The sequence below is a fragment of the Curtobacterium sp. MEB011 genome (assembly GCF_030209655.1).
GTDB classification, from domain to species: Bacteria; Actinomycetota; Actinomycetes; order Actinomycetales; family Microbacteriaceae; genus Curtobacterium; species Curtobacterium poinsettiae.
In genome coordinates, this window is record NZ_JARVRN010000002.1 from 178,416 (window position 1) to 204,097 (window position 25,682).

Annotated in this window: 21 protein-coding genes and 3 tRNA genes; 13 read left to right on the top strand and 11 right to left on the bottom strand. The window is 69.7% G+C overall.

The genetic code is table 11. The features are described 5' to 3' along the window. The first annotated feature begins 45 nt into the window (after positions 1–45). From gyrA to QRN30_RS02745, 4 genes are all read left to right on the top strand, one after another. Positions 46–2,703 carry a DNA gyrase subunit A gene (gene gyrA / locus QRN30_RS02730; protein WP_284760394.1) on the top strand — a complete coding sequence of 886 codons (2,658 nt, stop codon included), beginning with the start codon at positions 46–48 and terminating at the stop codon, positions 2,701–2,703. Next, positions 2,696–3,103, top strand: coding sequence for a DUF3566 domain-containing protein (locus QRN30_RS02735; RefSeq protein WP_017887809.1), 408 nt, complete (start codon positions 2,696–2,698; stop codon positions 3,101–3,103). Before gyrA ends, QRN30_RS02735 begins: the two co-directional genes overlap by 8 nt. Positions 3,104–3,178: 75 nt before the next feature. Continuing rightward, a tRNA-Ile gene (locus QRN30_RS02740) sits at positions 3,179–3,255 on the top strand. Positions 3,256–3,311: 56 nt separating this feature from the next. Continuing rightward, positions 3,312–3,384, top strand: a tRNA-Ala gene (locus tag QRN30_RS02745). A 413-nt stretch (positions 3,385–3,797) separates the two neighbouring features. On the opposite strand, the gene QRN30_RS02750 is transcribed toward QRN30_RS02745, so the two are convergent. Beyond that, positions 3,798–4,373, bottom strand: a complete 576-nt coding sequence (locus tag QRN30_RS02750) for a hypothetical protein (RefSeq protein ID WP_017887808.1) — start codon at positions 4,371–4,373, stop codon at positions 3,798–3,800. 115 nt (positions 4,374–4,488) lie between these two features. On the opposite strand from QRN30_RS02750, the gene QRN30_RS02755 reads away from it, so the two are divergent. Next, a complete protein-coding gene (locus QRN30_RS02755; protein WP_017887807.1) occupies positions 4,489–5,028 on the top strand; it encodes a peptidylprolyl isomerase in 540 nt (179 codons plus the stop codon). Positions 5,029–5,035: 7 nt separating this feature from the next. Then, the gene (locus QRN30_RS02760; RefSeq protein ID WP_042539983.1) at positions 5,036–5,890 is read left to right on the top strand and encodes a rhomboid family intramembrane serine protease; all 855 of its coding nucleotides are present in this window, start codon (positions 5,036–5,038) and stop codon (positions 5,888–5,890) included. A 349-nt stretch (positions 5,891–6,239) separates the two neighbouring features. Here the strand turns inward: QRN30_RS02760 and QRN30_RS02765 are convergent, their stop codons facing one another. Next, positions 6,240–6,494 carry a cell division protein CrgA gene (locus tag QRN30_RS02765; RefSeq protein WP_017887805.1) on the bottom strand — a complete coding sequence of 85 codons (255 nt, stop codon included), beginning with the start codon at positions 6,492–6,494 and terminating at the stop codon, positions 6,240–6,242. Positions 6,495–6,575: 81 nt separating this feature from the next. On the opposite strand from QRN30_RS02765, the gene QRN30_RS02770 reads away from it, so the two are divergent. Further along, entirely contained in the window at positions 6,576–7,220 is a 645-nt protein-coding gene (locus QRN30_RS02770; RefSeq protein WP_017887804.1) for an anthranilate synthase component II, read from the top strand. Positions 7,221–7,554: 334 nt separating this feature from the next. Here the strand turns inward: QRN30_RS02770 and pknB are convergent, their stop codons facing one another. From pknB to QRN30_RS02805, 7 genes are all read right to left on the bottom strand, one after another. Further along, positions 7,555–9,387: a Stk1 family PASTA domain-containing Ser/Thr kinase gene (gene pknB / locus QRN30_RS02775; RefSeq protein WP_262118207.1), complete on the bottom strand. Its 1,833-nt coding sequence runs from the start codon at positions 9,385–9,387 to the stop codon at positions 7,555–7,557. 120 nt (positions 9,388–9,507) lie between these two features. Next, positions 9,508–11,295, bottom strand: coding sequence for a serine/threonine-protein kinase (locus tag QRN30_RS02780; protein WP_042539987.1), 1,788 nt, complete (start codon positions 11,293–11,295; stop codon positions 9,508–9,510). Then, positions 11,292–12,746 carry a peptidoglycan D,D-transpeptidase FtsI family protein gene (locus QRN30_RS02785; RefSeq protein WP_017887801.1) on the bottom strand — a complete coding sequence of 485 codons (1,455 nt, stop codon included), beginning with the start codon at positions 12,744–12,746 and terminating at the stop codon, positions 11,292–11,294. Before QRN30_RS02785 ends, QRN30_RS02780 begins: the two co-directional genes overlap by 4 nt. Further along, positions 12,743–14,188 carry an FtsW/RodA/SpoVE family cell cycle protein gene (locus QRN30_RS02790; protein ID WP_017887800.1) on the bottom strand — a complete coding sequence of 482 codons (1,446 nt, stop codon included), beginning with the start codon at positions 14,186–14,188 and terminating at the stop codon, positions 12,743–12,745. The genes QRN30_RS02785 and QRN30_RS02790 overlap by 4 nt, the downstream gene beginning before the upstream one ends. Next, positions 14,185–15,543: a Stp1/IreP family PP2C-type Ser/Thr phosphatase gene (locus QRN30_RS02795; protein WP_017887799.1), complete on the bottom strand. Its 1,359-nt coding sequence runs from the start codon at positions 15,541–15,543 to the stop codon at positions 14,185–14,187. Before QRN30_RS02795 ends, QRN30_RS02790 begins: the two co-directional genes overlap by 4 nt. A gap of 6 nt (positions 15,544–15,549) precedes the next feature. Then, positions 15,550–16,101 carry an FHA domain-containing protein FhaB/FipA gene (locus QRN30_RS02800; protein WP_042539989.1) on the bottom strand — a complete coding sequence of 184 codons (552 nt, stop codon included), beginning with the start codon at positions 16,099–16,101 and terminating at the stop codon, positions 15,550–15,552. Next, positions 16,098–16,778, bottom strand: a complete 681-nt coding sequence (locus QRN30_RS02805; RefSeq protein ID WP_017887797.1) for an FHA domain-containing protein — start codon at positions 16,776–16,778, stop codon at positions 16,098–16,100. Before QRN30_RS02805 ends, QRN30_RS02800 begins: the two co-directional genes overlap by 4 nt. An 86-nt stretch (positions 16,779–16,864) precedes the next feature. Between QRN30_RS02805 and QRN30_RS02810 the strand changes: the two genes are divergently transcribed. Beyond that, positions 16,865–16,951 (top strand) — tRNA-Leu (locus QRN30_RS02810). Positions 16,952–17,051: 100 nt separating this feature from the next. Here QRN30_RS02810 and QRN30_RS02815 read toward each other — a convergent pair. Beyond that, positions 17,052–17,531 carry a hypothetical protein gene (locus tag QRN30_RS02815; protein ID WP_042539991.1) on the bottom strand — a complete coding sequence of 160 codons (480 nt, stop codon included), beginning with the start codon at positions 17,529–17,531 and terminating at the stop codon, positions 17,052–17,054. A gap of 90 nt (positions 17,532–17,621) precedes the next feature. Here QRN30_RS02815 and QRN30_RS02820 point away from each other — a divergent pair, with 90 nt between their 5' ends. Beyond that, positions 17,622–18,302, top strand: a complete 681-nt coding sequence (locus QRN30_RS02820) for an NUDIX domain-containing protein (RefSeq protein ID WP_017887795.1) — start codon at positions 17,622–17,624, stop codon at positions 18,300–18,302. A gap of 35 nt (positions 18,303–18,337) precedes the next feature. Then, positions 18,338–18,499, top strand: coding sequence for a hypothetical protein (locus QRN30_RS02825; protein ID WP_156155365.1), 162 nt, complete (start codon positions 18,338–18,340; stop codon positions 18,497–18,499). Between the two features lie 84 nt (positions 18,500–18,583). Here the strand turns inward: QRN30_RS02825 and QRN30_RS02830 are convergent, their stop codons facing one another. Then, positions 18,584–19,237 (bottom strand): DUF1345 domain-containing protein, encoded by a 654-nt coding sequence (locus tag QRN30_RS02830; protein ID WP_042539994.1) that lies wholly within the window; start codon positions 19,235–19,237, stop codon positions 18,584–18,586. A 110-nt stretch (positions 19,238–19,347) separates the two neighbouring features. Between QRN30_RS02830 and QRN30_RS02835 the strand changes: the two genes are divergently transcribed. The 3 genes from QRN30_RS02835 to QRN30_RS02845 are packed head-to-tail and all read left to right on the top strand — an operon-like array spanning position 19,348 to position 25,651. Then, positions 19,348–21,912, top strand: coding sequence for a carboxylate--amine ligase/circularly permuted type 2 ATP-grasp protein (locus QRN30_RS02835; RefSeq protein ID WP_284760396.1), 2,565 nt, complete (start codon positions 19,348–19,350; stop codon positions 21,910–21,912). Then, positions 21,912–23,705: an N-acetylglutaminylglutamine amidotransferase gene (locus tag QRN30_RS02840; protein WP_017887791.1), complete on the top strand. Its 1,794-nt coding sequence runs from the start codon at positions 21,912–21,914 to the stop codon at positions 23,703–23,705. Before QRN30_RS02835 ends, QRN30_RS02840 begins: the two co-directional genes overlap by 1 nt. Next, positions 23,678–25,651 (top strand): S9 family peptidase, encoded by a 1,974-nt coding sequence (locus QRN30_RS02845; RefSeq protein ID WP_231564106.1) that lies wholly within the window; start codon positions 23,678–23,680, stop codon positions 25,649–25,651. The genes QRN30_RS02840 and QRN30_RS02845 overlap by 28 nt, the downstream gene beginning before the upstream one ends. Positions 25,652–25,682: the final 31 nt, after the last annotated feature.

A 25,682-nucleotide genomic window follows, 5' to 3' on the forward strand; every position in this document is an offset into this window, starting at 1 on the left:
ACGGAACCACAGCCTCCAGGCTGTCCAGAAAGGGAACGAAGCCACATGGCTGACGACAACGAGAACGGCGCCGACGAGCAGCCCGAGATCGTCCACGGCGACAGCGGGGACATCGTCGTCTCCGGTGACCGCATCTCGCAGGTCGACCTGCAGCTCGAGATGCAGCGCTCGTACCTCGACTACGCGATGTCGGTCATCGTCGGTCGTGCCCTGCCGGAGGTCCGCGACGGCCTCAAGCCGGTGCACCGCCGTGTGATCTACGCGATGTTCGACGGCGGTTACCGCCCGGACCGTGCGTTCTCGAAGTGCTCCCGCGTCGTCGGTGACGTGATGGGCCAGTTCCACCCGCACGGTGACTCGGCGATCTACGACGCCCTGGTCCGCCTGGTGCAGCCGTGGTCGCTCCGGTACCCGCTGGCGCTCGGCCAGGGCAACTTCGGTTCGCCCGGCAACGACGGCGCCGCCGCCCCGCGGTACACCGAGACGAAGATGGCGCCGCTCGCGCTCGAGATGGTCCGCGACATCGACGAGGACACCGTCGACTTCCAGGACAACTACGACGGCCGCACGCAGGAGCCGGCGATCCTGCCGGCCCGGTTCCCGAACCTGCTCGTCAACGGGTCCGTCGGCATCGCGGTCGGCATGGCCACGAACATCCCGCCGCACAACCTGCGCGAGGTCGCCGAGGGTGCGAAGTGGGCGCTCGACAACCCCGACGCCACCCGCGAAGAGCTGCTCGCCGCGCTCATGCAGCGCATCAAGGGCCCGGACTTCCCGACCGGTGCGCAGGTGCTCGGCACCAAGGGCATCCAGGACGCCTACCGCACCGGCCGTGGCTCGATCACGATGCGTGCCGTGGTCTCGGTGGAGGAGATCCAGGGGCGCACCTGCCTCGTCGTCACCGAGCTGCCGTACCAGGTCAACCCGGACAACCTGGCGATCAAGATCGCCGAACTGGTCAAGGACGGCAAGCTCGCCGGCGTCGCCGACATCCGCGACGAAACCTCCGGTCGGACCGGGCAGCGCCTGGTCATCGTGCTGAAGCGCGACGCCGTCGCCAAGGTCGTGCTGAACAACCTGTACAAGCACACCCAGCTGCAGGAGAACTTCGGCGCGAACATGCTCGCGATCGTCGACGGCGTGCCCCGCACCCTGCCGCTCGACGGCTTCATCTCGGCGTGGGTCGCCCACCAGGTCGACGTCATCGTGCGCCGCACGCAGTACCGGCTGCGCGAGGCCGAGAAGCGCGCCCACATCCTGCGCGGGTACCTGGCTGCGCTCGACGCCCTCGACGAGGTCATCGCGCTCATCCGTCGTTCGCCCGACGTCGAAGAGGCCCGCACCGGCCTGATGGACCTGCTGTCCGTCGACGAGATCCAGGCGCGCGCGATCCTCGAGCTGCAGCTCCGTCGCCTCGCGGCCCTGGAGCGCCAGAAGATCCACGACGAGGCCGAGGAACTCGAGCGCAAGATCGCCGACTTCCAGGACATCCTGGCGTCGGAGAGCCGTCAGCGCTCGATCATCCGCGACGAGCTCAGCGAGATCGTCGACCGCTTCGGCGACGACCGCCGCACCGAGATCATGTTCGGCTACGACGGCGACATGTCGATGGAAGACCTGATCCCCGAAGAGGAGATGGTCGTCACCATCACCCGCGGCGGGTACGTCAAGCGCACGCGGAGCGACCAGTACCGCTCGCAGCACCGCGGTGGCCGAGGTGTCCGTGGGGCCCAGCTCCGCGCCGACGACATCGTCGAGCACTTCTTCGTCACGACGACGCACCACTGGCTCCTGTTCCTCACCGACCAGGGCCGGGTCTACCGCGCCAAGGCGTACGAGCTGCAGGAAGCCGGCCGTGACGCGAAGGGCCAGCACGTCGCGAACCTGCTGGCGATGCAGCCCGACGAGCAGATCCAGCAGGTGCTCGACATCCGCGACTACGAGGTCGCCCAGTACCTCGTCCTCGCGACCGAGCACGGCCTGGTGAAGAAGACCGCGCTGACCGAGTACGACACGAACCGCACCGGCGGCATCATCGCCATCAACCTGCGCGACGGCGACAAGCTCCGCCAGGCGCTGCTCGTCGACGAGCACGACGACCTGCTGCTGGTGTCCCGCCAGGGCATGTCGCTCCGGTTCACCGCGACGAACGACACCCTGCGTCCGATGGGTCGATCGACCTCGGGTGTGAAGGGCATGTCCTTCCGCGACGGTGACTCGCTGCTCGCGGCCCGGGTCGTCTCCGACGACGGCTTCGTCTGGGTGATGACCGAGGGTGGCTACGCCAAGCGCACCGCAGTCGACCAGTACCGCGTGCAGGGCCGTGGCGGTCTGGGCATCAAGGTGGCCAAGTTGGCGCTCGACCGAGGCGATCTTGTGGGCGCTCTCATCGTCGGCGAGGACGACGAAGTGCTCGTCGTGCTGCAATCGGGCAAGGTGGTAAGGTCTGCCGTGGCCGAGGTCCCTGCCAAGGGCCGTGACACGATGGGCGTCGTCTTCGCGAGGTTCGCGGAGAACGACCGGATCATCGCGGTGGCCCGGAACACCGAGCGGAACCTGGACGACCAGGACGACGCCGAGATCGAGCCCGCGGGCCCGGTGGAGACGGTCAGCCCTGCCGAAGCGGCCCCGGATTCCACTGATCCCATCGACACCGAGCCCGTCGTAGACGAGGCCGGAGAGGACCAGTCAAGCAATGAGTAGTGTCGCCGAGAAGCTCCAGAAGAAGGCGAAGCGACCCGTCGGCACCCGCCAGGTGCGGTTGCGACTGGTCTACGTCGACTTCTGGTCGATGGTGAAGCTGAGCTTCCTCATCGCCCTGGCCGGCAGCATCGTGATCGTGGTCGCCACGGCACTGGTGTGGGTCATCCTGAACCAGACGGGTGTGTTCACCCAGATCGACGCCCTGCTGAAGGACGTCACCGGTCAGAACAGTTACTCGATCATGGACCAGTTCTCGCTGGGCCAGGTCCTCGGGTTCTCCATCGTCGTGGGCATCCTCAACGTGGTCGTCGGCACCGTGCTCGGCGCCATCGTGAGCGTGCTCTACAACCTCAGTGTGCGGATCACGGGCGGGCTGCTCGTGGGCTTCACGAACAACTGACACACCCGGCCGGATGAGGCCGACCGCTCGATTTCGTTCTCTGGGATCGGTACGGTAGGCTTTCATCCGGTCTGAGGGGCTATAGCTCAGGCGGTTAGAGCGCTTCGCTGATAACGAAGAGGTCCAAGGTTCAAGTCCTTGTAGCCCCACCAGTTCTCCGGAACAGCACGACAATCCGATCCTGTCGCCGATCACCTCGGTGGCACTCGGGGCCTTAGCTCAGTTGGTAGAGCGCCTGCTTTGCAAGCAGGATGTCGGGAGTTCGATTCTCCCAGGCTCCACTCCCTCTGCACGAGTCCTGCTTCGCTCGTTCCTCGCTCCGCCGTCTTCGGTCGTCGTGCTTGTCTGCGCGCCTTCGGCGACGCGCCGCTCCGCGATGGTTGGGTTCGCCACTCTCCCTGCAGGTTGCTTCTTGTCGAGTGGTCACGACATGCCGCGTGCGGTTTGCCGAGGTGGCTGGAACTGTCGTCTGCGCGTCCTCCGGACGACAGGATGCGACCTGTCGGTGGCTGCCCCGGGGCGTGTTGCGTGACGGCCCGCCGGACGGGAGGCGCGGTGCCAGGCCGGTGCGGGCCTCCAGGCGGGTGGGCGGGCGCGTTCAGGGCGCGTCACCGTGCGCGGGTGCGTGGTCGCCAGGCCCGGGAACGACGAAGGGCCCCGGCTGGTGCCGGGGCCCTTCGTACGAACCGGGAGGTCAGGCGGCGGGCTTCTCCGCCGTGTCAGCGTCGTCGGCGACCCAGAGGTCGTCGTCGGCACGGAGCGTCTGGTACGCGGCGTACGCAGCACCGGCGACGGCGACGACGCCGACGATGATGAGTGCGACTCCGCCGAAGCCGAGGCCCTTCTTCTGCTGCGACGGGACGTACTTCGCAGCGGCCTTCTTGGCCTTCTTGCCCTTCTTCTGGGCGTTCTTCACGATCTTCTTGACCCGGGGGTCCTTCGCGAGATCGGTCACGCTCAGCACCGAACCAGCGGTCGAGACGAGTCCGGGGACCACCTCGGACTGGAACTTGTGCGAAGCGCTCTGCGCTGCCGAGGTGGCAGCGTGCACGCCGGTCGCGAACGCGGGACGGATCCCGTTGTCGATCGCGTTCTGCACGCGGGGTGCGATGTCCTTGCGAGCTGCGTCCGCGGCGTTGGTCCGGGCCTCAGCCAGGATCGCGTTCGCGTGCTCGAGGACCTTGCGCTGCTCGCCGAGGAGCGAGGCGGTCTGGCCCTTGAGCTTCTTGATCTGCTTCCGACGCTTTCGCGGGATCTCGATCGTCGTCATCTGGTACCTCCATCGGATCGGCGTGACCCCATCCTGCCACCACACTGCCTGACAGGTCACGGAGCCGTAGCTGTGGGATCCGTCCACGGTCAGGAGTACATGCGAGAATCGGAACATGTCTCTGCACACCGCTGTCGCAACGATCCACACCAACAAGGGCGACATCCGCGTCAACCTGTTCGGCAACCACGCACCGAAGACCGTCAAGAACTTCGTCGACCTCGCAACGGGCCAGCAGGAGTGGACCCACCCCGGCACGGGCAAGGTCTCGACCGACAAGCTCTACGACGGCGTGATCTTCCACCGCATCATCAAGGACTTCATGATCCAGGGCGGCGACCCGCTCGGCCAGGGCATCGGCGGCCCGGGTTACCGCTTCGACGACGAGATCTCCCCGGAGCTCACGTTCCAGAACCCCTACATCTTCGCCATGGCGAACGCCGGCATCCAGGGCGGCCGCGGCACCAACGGCTCGCAGTTCTTCATCACCACGGTGGCGACGCCGTGGCTGCAGGGCAAGCACACCATCTTCGGTGAGGTCGCCGACGACGAGTCCCGCGCGGTCGTCGACGCGATCGAGGCCGTGCCGACCGACGGCCGCGACAAGCCCGTCGAGGACGTCGTCATCCAGAGCATCGACGTCGAAGGCGTCTGACCCGCACGTGACCGACCAGGCGTACAACCCGAACAACACCTGCTACCGGCATCCGGACCGGCTGAGCTTCGTGCTCTGCCAGCGCTGTGGGCGGACGATCTGCCCGGAGTGCCAGACGCCGGCGGCGGTCGGGGTGCACTGCCCGGAGTGCGTGCGTGAACAGCGCGCACAGTTCGCAGCGAACCGCCGAGCGTCCGGAGCCCCCAGCGGGTTCACGGTCGCTCGGCGTCGGTTCGCGATGCTCGACCAGAAGGGCACGACCGTCATCGTGGCGATCACGGTGGCGATCTGGTTGCTCGACCAGGTCAGCGGACGGTTCTTCACGAGCTTGCTCGCCTACAACTCGCTGCTGCTGCCGACGCAGCCCTGGCGTGTGGTGACCTCGCTGTTCGTGCACTCGGGCATCTTCCACATCCTGTTCAACATGTGGGCGCTCTGGATCTTCGGTCGCATGCTCGAGAACATGCTCGGTACCTGGCGGTTCGTGGCGCTGTACTTCATCACCGGGATCTTCGGGTCCATGCTCGTCACCTTCCTGGCGCCGGGGACGACCGTGCTGGGTGCTTCGGGTGCGATCTTCGGGCTGTTCGCCGCGTTCTTCGTGCTGCAGCGCAGCCTGGGGAACAACGCCGTGCAACTCCTCGTGCTCATGGGACTGAACCTGGTCATCGGGTTCCTGCCCGGAGTCAACATCTCGTGGCAGGCGCACGTCGGCGGGATCATCGGCGGGTTCCTGATGGGCTTCGTCTTCGCACAGACGCGCAACGTCCGGAAGCGACCGCTGCAGATCGCCCTGATCATCGGAGCGGCGGTGCTCGGCATCGCGCTCACCGCTGTCGGGTACGCGGTCACGATCGGCTGACACCGCCACAACGCGCTCCTCGAACGCCCCGTCGCACTGCGACGGGGCGTTCGTCGTTCCCGGTGCTGTCCGTGCCCTGCTCGTCCACAGCTGTCCACAGCGCCACCGAGAGTTATCCACAGGTGTGGAGAAGGTGGTGAGTTACACCAGTGTGATTATCCCCACTGTGGACTCAGCTGTGGATAACTCCGGGGCGGTGCTGTGGATGATCGTGTGGAGAGTGGGGAGAAGTGTGGAGAACAGCAGGATCGTCGAGGATGTGCGGTCTGGAGGCGCTCCTGCTTGTGGAGAACGAGAACGCCCGCCGCACCTTGCGGTGTGACGGGCGTCGGGGGCAGCAGCCTGGAGGTCAGCGCCACCGGGTGGTCATGAGGAAGCCGACGAACATGATGCCGAAGCCGATCAGGATGTTCCACGAGCCGAGGCTCGGGACCGGCAGGGTGGCGTTCGAGATGTAGAAGACGATCACCCACACCAGGCCGACGAGCATGAAGCCGAACATGACCGGCTTGAACCACACCGGGTTGGGGGCGTCCCCAGCGGTGTCGACCGAGTCGGCTCGGGTCCTCCGGGCGGGCTTGGTGCGGTCCTTGTCCTTGGCCATGGCCGGTATCCTACCGTGACCACGTGTGTGGATCGGCCCGCGGACCGCCGCACACATCGCCCACGAGTACGGTGGACCGCCATGACCAGGATCCTCGTCGTCGACAACTACGACAGCTTCGTCTACACGCTCAACGGCTACGTGCAGCAGCTCGGCGCCGAGACGGACGTCGTCCGCAACGACGCCTTCCCCGAGTCCGAGATCGCCGACCGCATCGCCGAGTACGACGGCGTGCTGCTCTCCCCGGGTCCGGGGACACCGGCGGCCGCGGGCGTCTCGATCCCCACCGTGCACGCCGCCATCGCCGCCGAGGTCCCGCTCCTCGGCGTCTGCCTCGGGCACCAGGCCATCGCCGAGGCCCTCGGTGCCACGGTCACCCACGCCGAGGAGCTCATGCACGGCAAGACCTCCCAGGTCGACCACGACGGCAGTCCGCTGTTCGACGGCGTCCCCCACCCGTTCACGGCCACGCGCTACCACTCGCTCGCGATCGTCGATGGCACGGTCCCCGACGAACTCACCGTGACGGCGCGCACCGGCGGCGGAGTCATCATGGGGGTCCAGCACCGCGAGCACCCCGTGTTCGGTGTGCAGTTCCACCCGGAGTCGGTCCTGACCGAGGGCGGCTACCGCATGGTCGGCAACTGGCTCGAGACCACCGGGCTGTCCGGAGCGGCCGAGCGCGCCGCCGGCCTCGGGCCGCTCATCGCGACGCACCGCGCCTGACGAGCCTCCACGGCGGCAGACGCCGTCGTCTTCACGAGACGCCGCCGGAATCGGCGGCGTCTCGTGCGTTGCGGGGCGTCACGCCGACACGCCGGCGTGTGCCTGGCACTGGACCGGGCCGCCTGCGTGCCGCGCGTTCTGGGGCGGGCGTGCGCTGTGCCTCCAGGCTGTGACGAACACGCCGTGACGAACACGCCGTGACGAAGGAGCCGTGACGAACGGGCGCGGCGCACGCGACCGCAACGCCGGTCCGCGGACTGGAGGCCCGTCACCCGTCCGTCAGGACGCCCCCGTCACGAGATGGTCGGGTCCGCCGCCCGGCCCCGTGGTCGGCTCAGCGGCCGTCGCCACCGTCGTCGCCACCGCGGTCGGTGTTCCCACCGTCACCACCGCTGCCGCCGCTGTCGTTGTTGTTGTTCGACGACGGTGCCTTCGGCGGCGCCGCAGCTCGTGCGCAGTAGGTGAGCGTGACGGCACTGCCCTGCGCGACGTCGCCAGCGGGGGTGTCCTGCTGCGTGACCACGCCGCCGGTGCACGAGTAGGACGGCGCCGGGTTCACGGTGAGCCCGAGCTGCTCCACGGTGGCCTTCGCCGCCGAGTACTGCTGCTGCGTCACGTCGGGCAGCTGCACCTTGCCGTTGGAGACCGTCAGGTTGATCACGATGCCCTTGGTGTGCAGGGAACCCGACTCGGGGTCGGAACTCAGGACCGTGCCCTCGGGGACGTCGGTCGAGTAGTCGCTCGAGATCGCGCCCAAGCGGAAGCCGGCGTTGTCGAGCGCCTGTTGCGCTGCGGCTTGCGACTGCCCGTTCAGCTCGGGCACGGGGACGCGCTCCGGTCCGATGGAGACCACGACGTTGACGTTCTGGTTGCGTCCGACGTTCACGCCCGAACCCGGGTCGGTCCGGATGACCAGGCCCTTGTCGACGCTGTCGGAGTTCTCCTCGACCTTGACCGGCTTGAGGGACTTCTTCTCGATGGCGCTGGCCGCGGAGCTGTACGTCGACCCTGCGACGTTCGGCACGCTGACCGAGGACGACACCGGGGGCTTGCCGGGCTGCAGGTTCGCGACGAAGAACACCACGGCCACGATGACCGCGACGGTGAGCAGGATGCCCACCCAGATCCACGCGACCGGCGGACGGTTCTGCGTGCGCTGCGGGCGGTGTTCGGCGGTGTCGTCGTCGAGCTCGCGGAACGCCGAGGCGGCGTTGGTCGTCGTGCGGGGATCGACGCCGAACAGCACGGTCGACGCATCGTTCTGGGCGTTCTGCTGCTGCTTCTTGGTGGAGGTGGGGACCCGGCCGGCCGCGGCCTGCTGCAGGTCCGCGCGGAACTCGGCCGCGTTCTGGAACCGGCGCGTGCGGTCCTTGACCAGGGCGTGGAGCGTCACGGCGTCGAGGGCCGGGGACACCTCGGGCGAGATCGTCGACGGTGCGACCGGCTGCTCGCTGACGTGCTGGTACGCGACCGCCACCGGGGTGTCCCCGAGGAACGGCGCGCGACCGGTGAGGAGCTCGAAGAGCACGACGCCGGTGGAGTACAGGTCGGTGCGGGCGTCGACGGTCTCGCCGCGGGCCTGCTCCGGTGAGAAGTACGAGGCCGTGCCGAGGATCGACGTGGTCTGGGCCACCGTGGCCGAGGTGTCGGTGATCGCCCGGGCGATGCCGAAGTCCATGACCTTCACCTGGCCGCTGTGCGTGACCATGACGTTGGCGGGCTTGATGTCACGGTGGACGACGCCGGCGCGGTGCGAGTACTCGAGCGCGGTGAGGATGCCCTCGGTGATGCGGACGGCTTCGTCCGGGGCGACGGCACCTTCGGCGATGATGTCGGAGAGCGGTCGGCCCTCGACGTACTCCATCACGATGAAGGGCACCTGCACCTCGGCACCCGAGGGCTCGGACACCGTCTCTTCGCCGGCGTCGTACACGCGCACGACGGTCGGGTGTGCCATGCGCGCAGCAGCCTGGGCTTCCTGCCGGAAGCGCGTGCGGAAGGCCGGGTCGTTGGCGAGGCTCGGCTTGAGGAGCTTCACCGCGACCTTGCGGCCGAGGCGGGTGTCGTTGCCGAGGTGCACGGTCGCCATGCCGCCCCGACCGATGACGTCACCGATCTCGTAGCGATTGGCGAGGAGCGTGATCCCCGCGGTCACACCTTCTGGCACGTACTCCTCCGTCTGTTCGTCCGGCTAGTGTACGGCAGCACGACCTGGTGAGACGCTGGCCGGAGAGGGGTCGACCGAACCGTTACCGAACGGTGTCGACAGCCCCCGTCCGGGGGTCGTTCACTGGCCGTCCTGCGGGCCGGGCTGGCTCGGGTTGGTCCCGTCGCCGGGGTCCGTTCCGTCACCCGGGTCCGTCGTCTCCTGGTCCGTGGGCTCGGTCCACTCGACCTGGGCGCCCGGCGAGGACGCCGAGACGACCGAGGCATCGGACTGCGGCGACTTGCAGGTGACCTTGTACGACAGGGCGACCTTGCCGTACTGGGCACCGGCGACGGTCACCGCGGTGCCCGAGGTGGAGCCGGAGCTGCTGCCGTTCGACGTCACGGTGCCGTTGTCGATCGTGTACGTGTAGCTGACGTCCGAGTACCCGGCGGGGCAGCTCGTGTACGCCGGCCAGCTGAAGGTCACGCGACCGGACTCACTGACGGTCCCACCGGTGGCACGCTCGGGCGCCGGTGCGGTCAGCACGTCGCCGTAGGACTTGATCGTGACGAGCGTGTTCGGTGCCAGGCTGCCCTCGGGGCTGAGCGACTCGACGGTGCCGACCTGGTCGGACGTCGTCGCGTTCGATCCGTCGACGACCTCGGCCTGCAGACCCCGGGCACGCAGCTGGTTCGCGACGTCCTCGGCGTTCTGCCCCTGGTAGTCGGCTGCCGACACCGTGACGCGGGTCTCGGTCGGCTCGGGGGACGGCGTCTCGCTGGGCGTGCGGGACGGCTTCGGCGTGCTCGAGGACTTCGTGGGCTCGGGCTCCGGGGTGTTGTTCGCGTTCAGGGCGTACGCCGTGCCGGCGGCGATGGCGAGCACGACGACGATGCCGACGACCCACCAGATCCAGGCACGCTTTTTCTTCGGTTCCTCGGGCTCGTCGCTGACGGGCGAGCGGGGGGCCCCGGGTCCGCCGGCCATCGATCCTGCCTGGGTGCCGATGAGTGCGGTCGCGGCGTCGTTCCCCTGGCCCTGGGGCGGGTTGAACGCGACGGTGCCGTTCCCCGCGATGGCGGGGACGGCCACGGTGGCGGCGGCGACGTCACCACGGCGGAGCGCCTGGGCAGCGCGGGCCAGGTTCGCTGCCGTCGCGGGACGGTCGGCGGGCTTCTTCGCGATGCACGAGATGACCAGGGCCGAGACCGGCTCCGGGATGTCCCCGGGCAGTGGCGGAGGCTGCTCGTTGATGTGCGCCATCGCGATCGCGACCTGCGACTCACCGGTGAACGGACGACGACCCGCCAGGGCCTCGTACGCGACGATGCCGAGCGAGTAGATGTCGGTCGACGGCGAGGCGGGGTGGCCGCTGGCCTGCTCGGGCGACAGGTACTGCACCGTGCCCATCACCTGACCGGTCGCGGTGAGCGGGACCTGGTCGGCGATGCGGGCGATGCCGAAGTCGGTGATCTTGACGCGACCGTCGGGCGTGATGAGCAGGTTGCCCGGCTTGATGTCGCGGTGCACCAGGCCGACCGCGTGTGCGGCCTGCAGGGCGTTCGCGGTCTGCGCGACGATGTCGAGCACCTTGTCGACCGGGAGCGTGTGCTCGCGTTCGATCATGGTCGACAGGGCCTCGCCGGGGACGAGCTCCATCACGAGGTAGGCGCTGCCGTCCTCCTCGCCGTAGTCGAAGACGTTGGCGATGCCCTCGTGGTTGACGAGGGCAGCGTGCCGGGCCTCGGCGCGGAAGCGCTCGAGGAAGCCGGGGTCACCGAGGTACTCGTCCTTGAGGATCTTGAGTGCGACGGTTCGGCCGATGACGAGGTCGGTCGCCTGCCACACCTCGCCCATGCCGCCGATGGCGACCCGGGAGGAGAGCTGGTACCGCCCACCGAAGGTGAGTCCGCTGGTGGGTCTCATTTGTTCAGCACCGCCTCCATGACTTTCTTCGCGACCGGGGCCGCGACCGTGTTGCCGACTCCGGACTGCCCGAGCCCGCCGCCGTTCCCGACGACCACCGCCACGGCGACCTCCGGGTCCTTCGCGGGGGCGAACCCCGTGAACCAGAGCGTGTACGGATCGCCGGTGCCGCCTTCAGCCGTGCCGGTCTTGCCGGCGACGTCGACACCGTCGATCTTGGCATTGGTACCGGTCCCCGCGTTCACGACGCTCTGCATGGCCTCGGTGAGGTCAGCGGACTCGGAGGACGACAGCGGATCACTGTACTGCCTCGGAGAGAAGGACTCGACGGTCTTCAGGTCACTCGTGGTGATCGAGTCGACGAGTGAGGGCTGCATGACCTTGCCGCCGTTCGCGATGCCGGCCGACACCATCGCCATCTGCAGCGGGGAGACCCGGACGCTCGCCTGACCGAAGGCGCTCAGCATGAGCTGCGCCGTCGAGTCGACGTCGGGGTACTGACTGGCGGTCGCGGCCATCGGGATCTCGATGGCGTCGCCGAAGCCGTACTTGTCGGCCATGTCCTTGATCGCGTCGTACCCGAGCTTCTGACCGAGTTCGGCGAAGGGGATGTTGCACGAGTACTGGATCGCGGTGCGCAGCTTGACCTTGTCGCCGCCGCCGCAGGTGCCGCCCTCGGCGTTGTTGATGTACGAGCTCGTCCCCGGCAGCTGCAGCCGCGACGGGTTCGGGAACGTGGAGTCGAGGTTGTACTTGCCGCCCTCGAGCGCCGCCGAGGCGACGACGAGCTTGAACACCGATCCGGGCGTGTACAGGTCGCCGCCGATGGCACGGTTCTGCAACGGGGCGGTGTCGGCACCGAGCAGCGCGTCGTACTGCCGCTTGACCTCGGCCGTGTCGTGCGAGGTGAGCGAGTTCGGGTCGTAGCTCGGCTTCGACACCATCGCCAGGATCTTGCCGGTCTTGGGCTGGATCGCGACGACCGCACCGCTGTTCGTGCCGAGGGCGTCGTACGCGGCCTGCTGCACGTCCGGGTCGATGGTCAGGTTGACGTTGTCGCCCTGGACGTCCTGGCCGGTGAGGATCGAGTTGAGGTTCTGGAAGAACGAGGCGTCCGAGTTGCCGGACAGCACGGTGTTCTCCGCGCTCTCGATGCCGGTGTTGCCCTGGCCGATCGTGAAGTAGCCGGTGACCGCGGAGTACAGGTCGCCGTTCGTGTACTTGCGCTGGTACTCGTACTGGTCGTTCACCGGGGTCGACTCGGCGATCGGGCTGCCGTCCACGAGGATCGCGCCGCGCTTGGTCGAGTAACTGTCCAAGATGGTTCGGGAGTTCCGGGAGTCGGCGCGCAACGAGTCTGCCGAGAAGAACTGGATCGAGGTCGTCGACACGAAGAGTGCGACGAACATGAGCACGATGACGGTCGAGACACCGCGGAGCTGTCGGTTCATCGACGACGCTCCTTCCTGGTCGCGCGCGCGGACCGCCCGCTCGCGGCGGGGATCGCGCCCTGCTGGACACGCTGTTCGGCGGGGATCGCGTCGGTCAGGCGCAGCAGCATCGCGGCGATGATCCAGTTGGCGATGAGCGAGGAACCACCCGCGGCCATGAACGGGGTGGTCAGACCGGTGACGGGGATGATCCGGGTGATGCCGCCGACGACGACGAACACCTGCAGGGCGATGATGAAGCCGAAGCCGACACCGAGCAGCTTGCCGAAGTCGTCCTGCGCCATGAACCCGACGCGGATGCCACGGGACGCGAACACGATGAAGAGCGCGAGGATCGCGAAGACACCGATCAGGCCGAGCTCTTCGCCGAGTGACGCGACGATGTAGTCGGCGTTGGCGACCGGGGTGATGTACGGCCGGCCCTGGCCGAGGCCGGTGCCGGTGATCCCGCCGTTCGCGAAGCCGAACAGGCCCTGCACGAGCTGGTAGCTCGCCTGGGTGTCGCGGCTGAAGACCTCTTGGTTGAACGGGTCGAGCCACTGTTCGAAGCGGCCACGGACGTACTCGAGGAGACTCTGTGCGACGAGGGCGCCACCGATGAACAGCGTGAGACCGATCGCGACCCAGCTGACCCGTGCCGTGGCGACGTAGATCATCACGAGGAACAGGCCGAAGTAGAGCAGGGCGGTGCCGAGGTCGCGCTGGAACACGAGCACGGCCATCGCGGCGCCCCACATCACCAGGATGGGCCCGAGGTCGCGGGCACGCGGGAACGTCATGCCGAGGAACTTCTTGCCGACGATCGACAGCGAGTCACGGGCGGTGACGAGGTACCCGGCGAAGAACAGCGCCATGGTGATCTTCGCGAGCTCACCGGGCTGGAACGAGAACGGGCCGATCTTGATCCAGACCCGCGCGCCGCCGATGTTCGTGCCGATGCCGGGCAGCATTGGCAGGAGCAGCAGGACGATCGTCAGCGCCATGAAGATGTAGCGGTACCGCTGCAGGAACCGGTGGTTCCGGACGGCGACGAGCGTGATGATCGCCAGGACCATCGCGAGCATCGTCCAGACGATCTGCTTCACGCCGATGGCGTCCCAGCCGGACAGGCCGTTGTGGACGTCGATGCGGTAGATCTCGGCGATGCCGATGCCGTTCAGGACGAGCGCGATCGGCAGGATGAACGGGTCGGCGTTCTTCGCGACGACGCGCAGCACCACGTGCATGACGAGCGCGAGGCCGAGGATGCCGCCACCGACCCAGAGCACCGACTGGTCGAACAGCCGGCCCTTGGTGCCGAGCTGCACGAGCACCATCGCGCCCGCGCAGATGCCGCAGGCGATGACGAGCAGGAAGAGCTCGAGGTTCCGCGCACGGGCGGGCTCCCGGAGCTTGATCGTGATCGCCTGCGTGAAGGACTGGGCGGCCGTGGCGGTGCTCATCGCGAGCTCCGCGTCGGGTTCGGCGACGGCGAGGACGATCGCGTCGGTGAGGGCGACGGCGACGGACTCGCGTTGCCGTCCCCGCCGGTGCCGGCCTGGTCCTCACCGGTCGCGGCGGCCTTGCGCAGGCGCTCGACGATGTCACGGGCGTCGGAGAGCGACTGCGCGTTGATCGTCGAGCGGACGTTCTCGCGGGTGTAGTCCGGCAGCGACGAGACCGTGATGTCGCTGTCCTCGTACACATCCGACAGCGCCAACGGCCCGATCGACTGCTGCACGCCCTTGTAGATCGCGACGGTGCCCCGGTCGGTGCCGACGTAGTAGTGGTCCTGGGTGATCCGCCAGCCGACGAACACGGCGCCGACGAGCACGGCGACGGCGACCACGAGCGCGACGGTCCAGGACACCCGACGACGGATGCGGCGTCGGCGGTCCTCGGCGATCAGCTCGGCGAAGAACTGGTCGGACTCGGGCTCGAAGTGCGAGTCCTCGGGCGCGGTGGTGACCTTGAGCGGGTGCAGCAGGATCGTGGGGAGGCGGATCGGCTTGCGGCCGGTCGACGCCTCGAAGGTGAGGGGCGCCGCGGCGGACCCGACGGTGGTGGCCGCGTCGTCGTCGTCCTCGGGCTCGGTGTCCGTGACGTCCATCACCACGACGGTGACGTTGTCGGGGGCGCCGTGGTCGAGCGTCTCCTTCACCAGGCGCTGCGTGACCTGGTTGGCGTCCATGTTCGACGCCAGGGCGTGCCGGATCCGCTCTTCGGCCAGGTACGACGACAGCCCGTCGGAGCAGAGCAGCCAGCGGTCGCCCGGCTGGATGTCCATGATCGCGGTGTCGACCTCGGGTGCTGCGTCGACGTCGCCCAGCACGCGCATCAGCACGGAGCGGCGCGGGTGGACCGCGGCTTCCTCCGGCGTGATCCGGCCGCTGTCGACCAGTCGCTGGACGAACGTGTGGTCCGACGTGATCTGCTGCAGTTCGCCGTCGCGGTGGCGGTAGATGCGGGAGTCGCCGATGTGCGCGATCGCGATCTGCTCGCCGACGCGGATCATCGCGGACACCGTGGTGCCCATGCCGGTGAGCTCCTGGTGCTCGAACACGGTCTCGGTGATCAGCTGGTTCGCGGCGATGAGTGCCGACTGCAGTGCGAACTCGGCGTCGTGCGCCGAGGGGAACTCGCGGTCGACCTCGCGGATGCGGCGGATCGCGATCGCCGAGGCGACGTCACCGCCGGCGTGGCCGCCCATGCCGTCCGCCACCGCGAACAGGTGCGCCCCGGCGTAGCCGGAGTCCTGGTTGTTCGCGCGGATGCGCCCCACGTGGGACACAGCGGCGCTCAGCGTGCGAGCGGTCATGCCGGGTTACCGCCGCAGCTCGAACGTCGTCGTCCCGATCGTGATCGGCGTGCCCTCTGCCACGAGGACGGGAGCGCTCACCTTCTGACCGTTGACGAAGGTGCCGTTCGTGGACTCGAGGTCGGTGAGGAGCCAGCCGTCGGCGCGCAGGTCGAGGCGGGCGTGGTTGGTCGAGGTGTAGTCGTCGCGGATCACGACGTTCGACTCGCTCGAGCGCCCGATCGTGATGGGGCCGCCACCGAGCGGCATCTCCATGCCCTCGCGCGCACCCTCGGTGATGACCAGGCGGGACGCGGCCGACGAGGCGGGACGCTGCCCACCACCGGGCTGTCCGATGACGTCCGTGAACGCGCCGCTGGACGCGGGGCCGGGGGCCGCCGCTGCCGGGACGGTGGGGGTGCTCGGTCCGGACGGGGCCGACTTGGGATCGGTCGGGATCGTGCGGACGCGCTGGCCGAACAGATCGCTGCGCAGGGCGAACACGATCACGAAGACGAACAGCCAGAGCACCGCGAGGAACACGAAGCGCAGGACGAGCAGGGTCAGGCCTGTGGTCATCGAGCACCTCCGTCGTTCTCCGGGATCACCCGGAACACCATACGGGTCCGACCGATCTCGATGGTGGAGTCCGGCTCAACGATCGCCTGCTGGAAGTGCTGACCGTTCAGCTTCGAGCCGTTCGTGGAGCCGAGATCGGTGGCCTGCGCGTGCTTGCCGTCCCACAGGACCTCGACGTGCTTGCGGCTCGTCCCGGTGTCCGCGATGGTGATGTCCGCGTCGCTGCCGCGCCCGATCACCGTGCGCCCGCGGTGCAGTCGGTGCCGCTGGGAGCCGATGTCGAGCACGGGGATCCAGGCCACGTCGCGCTGCACGGTGGTGGAGTCGACCTGCAGGATGCCCGTCGAGAGTGTGCCGTCCTGCTGGAGCCGGATGGTGACCGGGCCGGAGAACGAGTAGTTCTGCGCCACGGCGTGTTGGTGCACCATCTGGGTCAGTTCGTCGATGAGTGGACGACCGACGTCGTTCATGCGCGTGCAGTCCGGCGGCGCGAGACGAACGGTGAACTCGTTCGGCACGAGGATGCGCTCGCGGGAGACCACCGCGGCCTTGGTGTCGAGCTCGCGCCGCAGGGCGCTCGAGATCTCGACGGGCTGCACCCCGGAGCGGAAGGTCTTGGCGAACGCGCCGTTGACGGCGCGTTCCAACCCTCGCTCGAAGTTGTCCAGCAGGCCCATGCGTCTCCCGTGTCGTCGGTCGTCAACCACTGCATGGTAGTGGTTGGCGTTGACACCCGTCTGTGCGTGGTAGTGTTTCGGGGCTGGCGCGAGTGGCGGAATTGGTAGACGCGCACGGTTCAGGTCCGTGTGCTGGAAACGGCGTGGGGGTTCAAGTCCCCCCTCGCGCACCAGGCGAAGAACAGGAAAGGCCCCGGAGGAATCCGGGGCCTTTCCTGTTTCCGGGGCCTGGTCTCGAGGGGCTTCCCCGGGCCGTCCGTCGAACCTCCGGCGTCAGGACCGGTCCGCCTCCGTCGTGTGGTCAGGATCCGGCGCGGAGGCACGGCTCGGCCCCGACACGCCGGTCCCGTCGAACCCGTGGCCGGTCCTCCACGCCGCTCGTGCGGCGAAGTACGGGCGCGCGGTGGGCATGAAGAGCAGGACCGCGGCGACGACCGACAGTGCGATCGTCAGGACGTCGAGCTGGCCGCCGGTGATGCTCAGGACCGCGCGGAAGCCCGCGACGACGACGAGCACGATGCGTGCGACCCGGGATCCCGCTGCCGTCCGGAACACCGCCCACGTCACCAGAGCCCAGAGCACCAGGGCGACGATCCCGGCGATGACCGGAGCCGGGTCGACCGCCGCGTCCGGCCTCCAGAACTGCAGCACCGTGGCAGCGATGCAGGCGACCACCCACACCAGCCACAGCACGAATGACACGGTGACCACCTGCGGTCGGTCCGGTCGTCGGAGGATGAACGTCCTGGTCATGCTGCACCGTCCTCTGCCGCTCCCTGGTGCGGCACGTCGAGCGTACCGAGGGGGCGGAGTCCTGCCGGGGTGCCTCGCTACGGTGATCGTGTGACCGACGAACGCACCACCGTCCAGCGTCCCGGAGTGGACGTCCCCGACGATCGTGGCCGGACGGGGCTCGACGCCGTCGGCCGCGACCTCGACCGCAACCCCGACGTCGTCGTGCGGGACGTCGAGGTGGTGTCGAACGGATGGCACGTGCTCCGCCGCACGACCCTGGACGTCCGGCGCCGTGACGGTCGGTGGGACCGGCAGCAGCGCGAGACCTACGACCGCGGCAACGGTGCGACGGTGCTGCCGTACGACGCCGAGCGCGGCACGGTGCTGCTCACGCGGCAGTTCCGGTGGCCGGCGTACGTGAACGGACACCCGGACGGCATGCTGATCGAGGCCGCTGCGGGTCTGCTCGACGAGGACGACCCGGAGACCGCCGTCCGGCGCGAGGCCGCCGAGGAGCTCGGCATCCGGCTCGGCGCGCTCGAGCACCTGGGCGCCGTGTTCATGAGCCCCGGTTCGGTCACCGAGCGGGTCCACTTCTACGTGGGCGCGTACACGCCCGCGGACCGGGTCGAGGCCGGCGGCGGTGTGGAGGACGAGGGTGAGGACATCGAGGTGCTCGAGCTCCCGCTCGATGCGGCACTCGCGATGGTCGCGGACGGCCGGATCGCCGACGGCAAGACGATCATGCTGCTGCAGTGGGTGGCGCTCCGGCGCGGGTCCGCTCGCTGAACGGTCGTGGTGCCGGTCCGCGTACCGTCCGGGCCATGACTGATTCGACGACACCGGACGGATCGAGCGATCCCACCGAGACCCAGCAGCAGTACACCGAGGACCTGCCGGACGGGTCGTCGACGGGTGACGCGACGAAGGACCCGCAGCAGGACAGCGACGTCGACTCGGGCGGCGAGCCCGCCGACCCGCAGTAGCGGCGACCGGACGACGGACGGGAGGCACGGTGCCAGCTGGCACCGTGCCTCCCGTCCGTGGTTCCACCGCTCCGGAGCGCGGTGTCAGCTGATGATGTTGACCGCGCGCGAGATGACCAGCGCCAGCAGGATGAACCCGCTGAGCGCCTGGTACGCCATGATCATCTTCGCCCGGACGGTCATCGGCATCGTGTCCGTGGGGCTGAAGGCCATCATGTTCGTCATCGCGACGTAGAGGTAGTCGAGGTAGACCGGGCGCCAGTCGGCGGTCTTCGGGTCGGTTTCCTGCGGGAACTGGAAGTCCGCTTCGGCGCTCGACCACAGTTCGGGGCGTCGCCGGGCCACCGGACCCCCGCGGTCGAGCTCCCAGTAGACGAGCCCGAACACGATGATCGTGCTCACCCACACCTGCAGGGCGGTGAGCAGTACGGCCGCTCCGTCCGCGTGGCCGCCCAGCAACTCGGTGATCGTCCGGATCACCGTGAGCTGGCTCGCGACGGTCAGCAGTCCCGCCAGCGCGAAGGACACCCACCGGGACCAGGTGGTCTCGCGGGTCAGGCGCCGCGGGTTGAAGACGATCAGCGGGGTGAGCAGCAGGACGCCGAGCACCGGCACGACCCACGACGGGAAGAACAGCACCTCGTCGGGCAGGAACAGGCTGAGCGCCAGGTTGACCAGCACCGCCGCGGCGACCGGTGCCCGGTGTTCGTGTCGGGGGCCGGTCCTGGTCTGGGTCACGGAGTGAGTGTCGCACGGTGCCGTGACCGCACCCCGCGGGCGTGTTACGAGTGTGAGTCGGGGGAGTGCCGCGGCAGACACGGCACGGGCGTCTCGCGTAGGTTCCAGCCATGAGTGCAGAGCTGACGCTCGGCGCCGAGGAAGAGCTGCACCTCATCGACCTCGAGTCCGGCCGACTTTCCGCGAAGGCCCCCCGCCTTCTGCCCAAGCTGCCCACCGACCGTTTCGGCGCGGAGCTGCAGCGCACGACGATCGAGACGAACACCCCGGTGGTGCGGACCCTCGACGACCTGCGGCGGGTGATCGTCGACCTGCGCAGCGAGCTCAGTGCCGCGATCGCCCCGGCCGGGGTCACGATCGCCGCCGTCGGCACCGCGCCGAGGTCGGAGTACGCCGACTTCGAGCTGAGCGCCGGCGGGCGGTACGGCCGGATGCAGGAGCAGTACCGGATGCTCGTCGACGAGCAGCTCATCTGCGGCCTGCAGGTGCACGTCGGGGTGAGCGACCGCGACCTGGCGGTGCTGATCGCCCAGCGGGTGGCACCGGTGCTCCCGGTGCTGCTGGCCCTGAGTGCGTCGAGTCCGTTCTGGAACGGGCAGGACACCGGGTACGCCTCGTTCCGGAGCATCATCTGGCAGCGGTGGCCGTCGGCCGGCAGCTTCGGCCCGGTGGAGGACGCCGCCGAGTACGACCGGGTGCTCGACGACCTGATCGCCTCGGGCGTGATCGCCGACAAGAAGATGGCCTACTTCGACGTCCGGCCGTCGTCACACGCGCCGACGCTCGAGCTGCGGGTCTGCGACGCGACCCCGGTGGTGGACGACGCCGTGCTCATCGCCGGACTCTTCCGCGCCGCCGTGCGCAAGGCCGAGAAGTCGGTCGTGTCCGGCGCCGAGTGGCACCCGCGCAGCGAACCGCTGCACCGTGCGGCGATGTGGCAGGCCGCCCGCTCCGGGCTGAGCGGCGAGCTGGTCGGCCTCGGGCAGCACCCCGAACGCCTGCCCGCCGAGGTCGCGGTGCGCCAGCTCGTGTCCCGCCTGCGCCCGGAGCTCGAGGAGCTCGGCGACTGGGGCACGGTGACGGAGCTGCTCGACGCCACCCTGGCCCGCGGCAACTCCACCGATCGGCAGCGCACCGCGTACGCCGAGCGCGGGGAGATCGACGACGTCGTCGCCCTGGTGGTGGAGGACACCGCGGGGCTGCCGTCCGGACGCGACGAGGACCCGGTGGTCCCGCTCCCCGGGTACCGCGTCCGTGCCGGCGACGAGGCGGTCGGCCCCGGGGCGCGACCCCGACCGGCGTTCCGTGACCTGGCTGCCTTCTTCGACGGCTGGGACGCCGAGACCGCGATCGACCGTTGCACCGCCCGCGACGCCTGGACCCGCGAGCACCAGGTCGGCTTCGTGGTCGACGGCGGTGCGCAGGCGTTCGGCTGTGACCTGGTGCCCCGGACGATCAGCGCGTACGAGTGGTCGCAGCTCGAGCGTGGCCTGGGGCAGCGGTCCCGCGCGATCGAACTGTTCCTGCGCGACGCGTACGGCGATCGGCGGATCGTGGCCGACGGCGTGCTGGACGCGGACCACTTCGTCGGTGCGAAGGGCTGGGACCCGGACGCCACCCGGCTGCCGGCGACCGCGGTCCGTGCGCCGGTGCTCGGGTTCGACCTGGTGCGCAACGAGTTCGGCGGCTGGCGGGTGCTCGAGGACAACGTCCGCTCGCCCTCGGGCGTCGCGTACGGCATCGCCCTGCGCGAGCTGATGGACGACGTCGTGCCGGACGCCCCGCGGCCGGCGAACCTGCGCGACCCGCACGGCGTGACCGACCGGTTGCGCCGGACCCTCTGCGCGAACACCACCGCGGTGACGGGCGCGACCGACCCGGTGATCGCGCTGGTCAGTGACGGCCCCGCCGCCGGCGCGTGGTTCGAGCACCGCAGGCTGGCCGACGGGGCCGGGCTGCGCCTGGTGTCCGGGTCCGACCTGGACGTCCGCGACGGACGCGTGGTCGACGCGACGACGGATGACGTGCTCGACGGGCTGTACCTGCGGATCGACCGCGACGTCAGCGAGCTGACGGCGGAGCACGCTCCCGACCTCGGTGCGCGGATCCTCGACGCGGCGGAGGCAGGACGCGTCTACCTGGCGAACGCGCCGGGCAACGCGCTGGTCGACGACAAGGCGATGTACGTCACCGTGCCGGACCTGATCTGGTACTACCTGGACGAGAAACCCCTGCTGGCGTCCGTGCCGACGTACCGCACGAGCATCGAGGTCGAACGGCTGTCGGTCCTGGACCGCGTCGGCGAACTCGTCACGAAGCCGGTCGACGGCGAGGGTGGCCGCGGGGTCCTGATCGGACCGAGCGCGAGCGCCCCCGAGGTCGCCGAACGACGGCGCGAGATCGCCGCGGACCCCGCCGGGTGGGTGGGGCAGGAGGTGGTGCAGCTGTCCTCGCACCCGACGATCGGACCGGCCGGGCTCGACCCGCGGCACGTGGACCTGCGGGCCTTCGTGTACGCGACGGGGACCGGACCGGACGACGTGCACCTGGCCGACGTGGCCCTGACCCGCGTCGCACCCGAGGGCAGCATGGTCGTCAACTCGTCGCAGGGCGGCGGCGCGAAGGACACGTGGATCGTCGGGAACGCCCCGGCGGACACCGAGGGAGAGCGCTGATGTGTGGACTCGCGGGCGAGATCCGGTTCGACGGCCGAGCGCCGGACGTCGGGGCGGTCGCCCGGATGACCGGCTGCATGACGCACCGCGGCCCGGACGGTGACGGCCTGTGGGCTCGCGGCCCGGTCGCGCTCGGGCACCGACGGCTGTCCATCGTCGACCTGTCCACCGCGGGCGCGCAGCCGATGGTGCTGGCCGAGGCGGGGCTGACGATCGCCTACAACGGGATGGTCTACAACTACCGGCAGCTCCGCGACGAGCTGCACGGCAAGGGGCACCGGTTCGCGTCGACGTCGGACACCGAGGTCATCGCCCTGGCGTACGCCGAGTGGGGCACCGGGTTCGTCGACCACCTGATCGGGATGTTCGCCATCGCCATCTGGGAGCACGCCAGCGGCCGGCTGGTGTTGGCGCGGGACCGGCTGGGCATCAAGCCGCTCTACGTCGCGCCCGTCCCGGGCGGGCTCCGGTTCGCGAGCTCCCTGCCCGCGATCCTGGCAGGAGACGACGGGTCGAGCATCGACACGTCCATCGACCCCGTCGCCTTCGCCTCGTACATGAGCTTCCACTCGATCGTCCCCGCGCCCCGCACGATCCTGTCCGGCGTCGGCAAGCTCCCGCCCGCGACCGTCCGGGTGATCGAGCCCGACGGCACCGCGCACGACACCGTCTACTGGGAGCCCCGCTTCGAGCGCGACCCCGCCAGGGCGGACTGGTCCGAGCGGGACTGGGAGCAGGCGTTCATCGGCTCGCTCCGCACCGCCGTCGAGCGTCGGATGGTCGCCGACGTGCCGGTCGGGGTGCTGCTCTCCGGCGGGATCGACTCCTCGCTCGTGGTCGGGCTGCTCGCCGAGGCCGGGCAACAGGACCTCGCCACGTTCAGCATCGGGTTCGAGGCGGCCGGTGGTGAATCCGGCGACGAGTTCGAGTACTCCGACCAGGTCGCCCGGCACTTCGGCACCGACCACCACCGCATCCACATCCCCTCGTCGCGGCTGCTCGACGGCATCGACGGTGCTGTCGCCGCCATGAGCGAGCCCATGGTCAGCCACGACTGCGTCGCCTTCTACCTGCTGTCGCAGGAGGTCTCGCAGCACGTCAAGGTGGTGCAGTCCGGCCAGGGCGCCGACGAGGTGCTCGCCGGCTACGACTGGTACCCGCCGCTCGCCGACGTGCCGCGCGACCAGGCCGCCGAGGCCTACCGCTCCGTGTTCATGGACCGCCGGTGGCCGGCGCTGCAGGGCCTGCTCGGGGAGCGGTGGAAGAGCGACGACGACACCCCGTCGGCGTTCGTGGACCGCCAGTTCGCACGGCCGGGCGCGGAGACGAGCGTGGATGCCGCGCTCCGCAGCGACACGACGATCATGCTCGTCGACGACCCGGTGAAGCGCGTCGACAACATGACGATGGCGTGGGGGCTCGAGGCCCGCGTGCCGTTCCTGGACCACGAGTTCGTCGAGCTCGCCGCCGCGATCCCGCCGTCGATGAAGCTCACCGACGGCGGCAAGGGCGTGATGAAGCGCGCCTCGCGCGGGATCGTGCCCGACGCCGTCATCGACCGCAGCAAGGGCTCGTTCCCGGTCCCCGCCATCCGGCAGCTCGAGGGCCCGTACCTGCAGCGCGTCCGTGACGCGCTGCACGCCCCCGAGGCGCGGGAGCGCGGGCTCTTCGACCCCGCCACCGTCGAGCGGATGCTGCAGGACCCGAACAGCACCAGGACCGCGATCGGCGCGAACGCGCTCTGGCAGCTCGGCCTGATCGAGATGTGGCTGCAGCAGCAGGGGGTGCGGTGACCGTGGGTGCCGTCCGGATTGGAGGCGCGCAGGGCGTCGCGTCGTCGGCCACCGTCGAGCCGTCGGTCACCACCAGGGCCGCGGCCGACCTGGGTGCGCAGCTCACCGCCGCCTGGGGGTCGTGGGGACCGACCATGACCCGGAACGCCCGGCGCGTGGCGTTCGTGAGCGACCGGCACGGCACCCCCGAGGTCTTCGTGCAGGACGTCGTCGTCGACGGTGAACTGCCGGAACCGGTGCGGATCGCGCTGTCCGACGACCCCGTGATCCGGGTGTCGTGGTCGTCCGACGGGGAGTGGCTCGCCGTCGCCATCGCGACCGACGGCGGCGTGAAGCAGCAGGTCTGGGTGGTGCGGCCGGACGGCACCGACGCCGCGCAGATCGCCGGCTCGCGGTACCAGCACGCCGAACTCGGGCCGTGGAGCCGCAGCGGCCACCGGGTCGTCATCACCCTGCCCTCGACCGAGCCCGAGCAGCCGGCCCGCGCGTACCTGGTCGACCCGGTCACCGGTGACCGCGACGACCTGGCCGTGGGGGAGCTCATCCACATCCTCGACCTGTCGGTGGAGGAACGGCTCGTCGTGCTGAGCGACGGCCAGCGCGGCCAGGAGTTCGTCGTGGTGGTCGACCGGCTGACCGACGAGAGCCACGCCCTGTTCGCCGACGACCCCGACGGGTCCGCCGAGATCGCGTTCCTGCGGCCCTCGCCCGCGAGCGAGACCAGCCCGCTCGTCGCCTACGTCGCCACCGAGGCCGGACTGCCCCGCCGCGGCCTCGTCGCGCAGCCGGTCGGCCCGCACGGCTGGCGTGGCACACCGCGGCGGATCGTCGAGCGCGACGACGCCGAGCTCGAGTACCTGGACGCCGACGACGCCGGCCGTACCCTGCTGCTCGTCTGGAACGTCGACGGTCGCAGCGAACTCGACCTCATCAACACGCACGACGCCTCGCGCACCCCCGTGCCGGACCTGCCCGGGTACATCGTCACCGACCCTGTGCTCAGCCGTGACGGCCGGAGCGTGCTGCTCGCCGTCGAGGGACCGACCCGGCCGCGCGAACTGTGGCGGCTCGACACGAACGCGCTGACCTGGAGCCGGGTCACCGACGTGCCGGTGCTGCCCGACGTGCAGCTGGTCGAGCCGACGCTCGAGCGGTTCGCCGCCCGTGACGGGCTGGAGCTGACGGGCTGGCTGTACCGGGCTGTGGAGCCGGCCACGTCGTCGGCCGTCGGCGCTCGTGCTGCTGCTGCCGTGCCTCCCGGCCCGCGCGCAGCGCTTGTCCACCTGCACGGCGGACCGGAGTCGCAGGAACGCCCCACGTTCTCGCCGCAGCACCAGGCGCTCGCCGCCGCCGGGGTGACCGTGTTCGCGCCGAACATCCGCGGGTCCTCCGGGTACGGTCACGAGTTCGTGCACGCCGACGACCTGGCGCTGCGGTGGAACGCGCTCGCCGACGTCGTCGACTGCGCGCGGTTCCTGGTGACCAACGGGTACGCCGATCGCTCCCGGGTCGCCGTCGAGGGGCGCTCGTACGGCGGGTACGCGACCTTGGCGTCCCTGGCGTTCACGCCCGACGTGTTCGCGGCCGGGGTCGCGGTGTGCGGGATGAGCGACTTCGCGACCTTCTACCGGGACACCGAACCGTGGATCGCGGCCGCTGCCGCCACGAAGTACGGCCACCCCGTCGAGGACGAAGCCCTGCTCGCGGCCCTGTCGCCGATGCGGGCGATCGACGACGTCACGGCGCCGTTGCTCGTCGTGCACGGGGAGCTCGACACGAACGTGCCGATCGGTGAGGCGCACCAGGTGGTCGCGGCGCTGCGGGAGCGGGCGCACGACGTGGAGTACCTGGAGCTCGCGGGTGAGGGGCACGAGTACCGGCGGGCGGCGTCGCAGGCGCTGCTCGTGCGGCGGATGGTGGAGTTCGTGGCGGCGCGGCTGGGGTGAGGCCTGGCGGGGCGGGGTGCTCGGTGCTGGT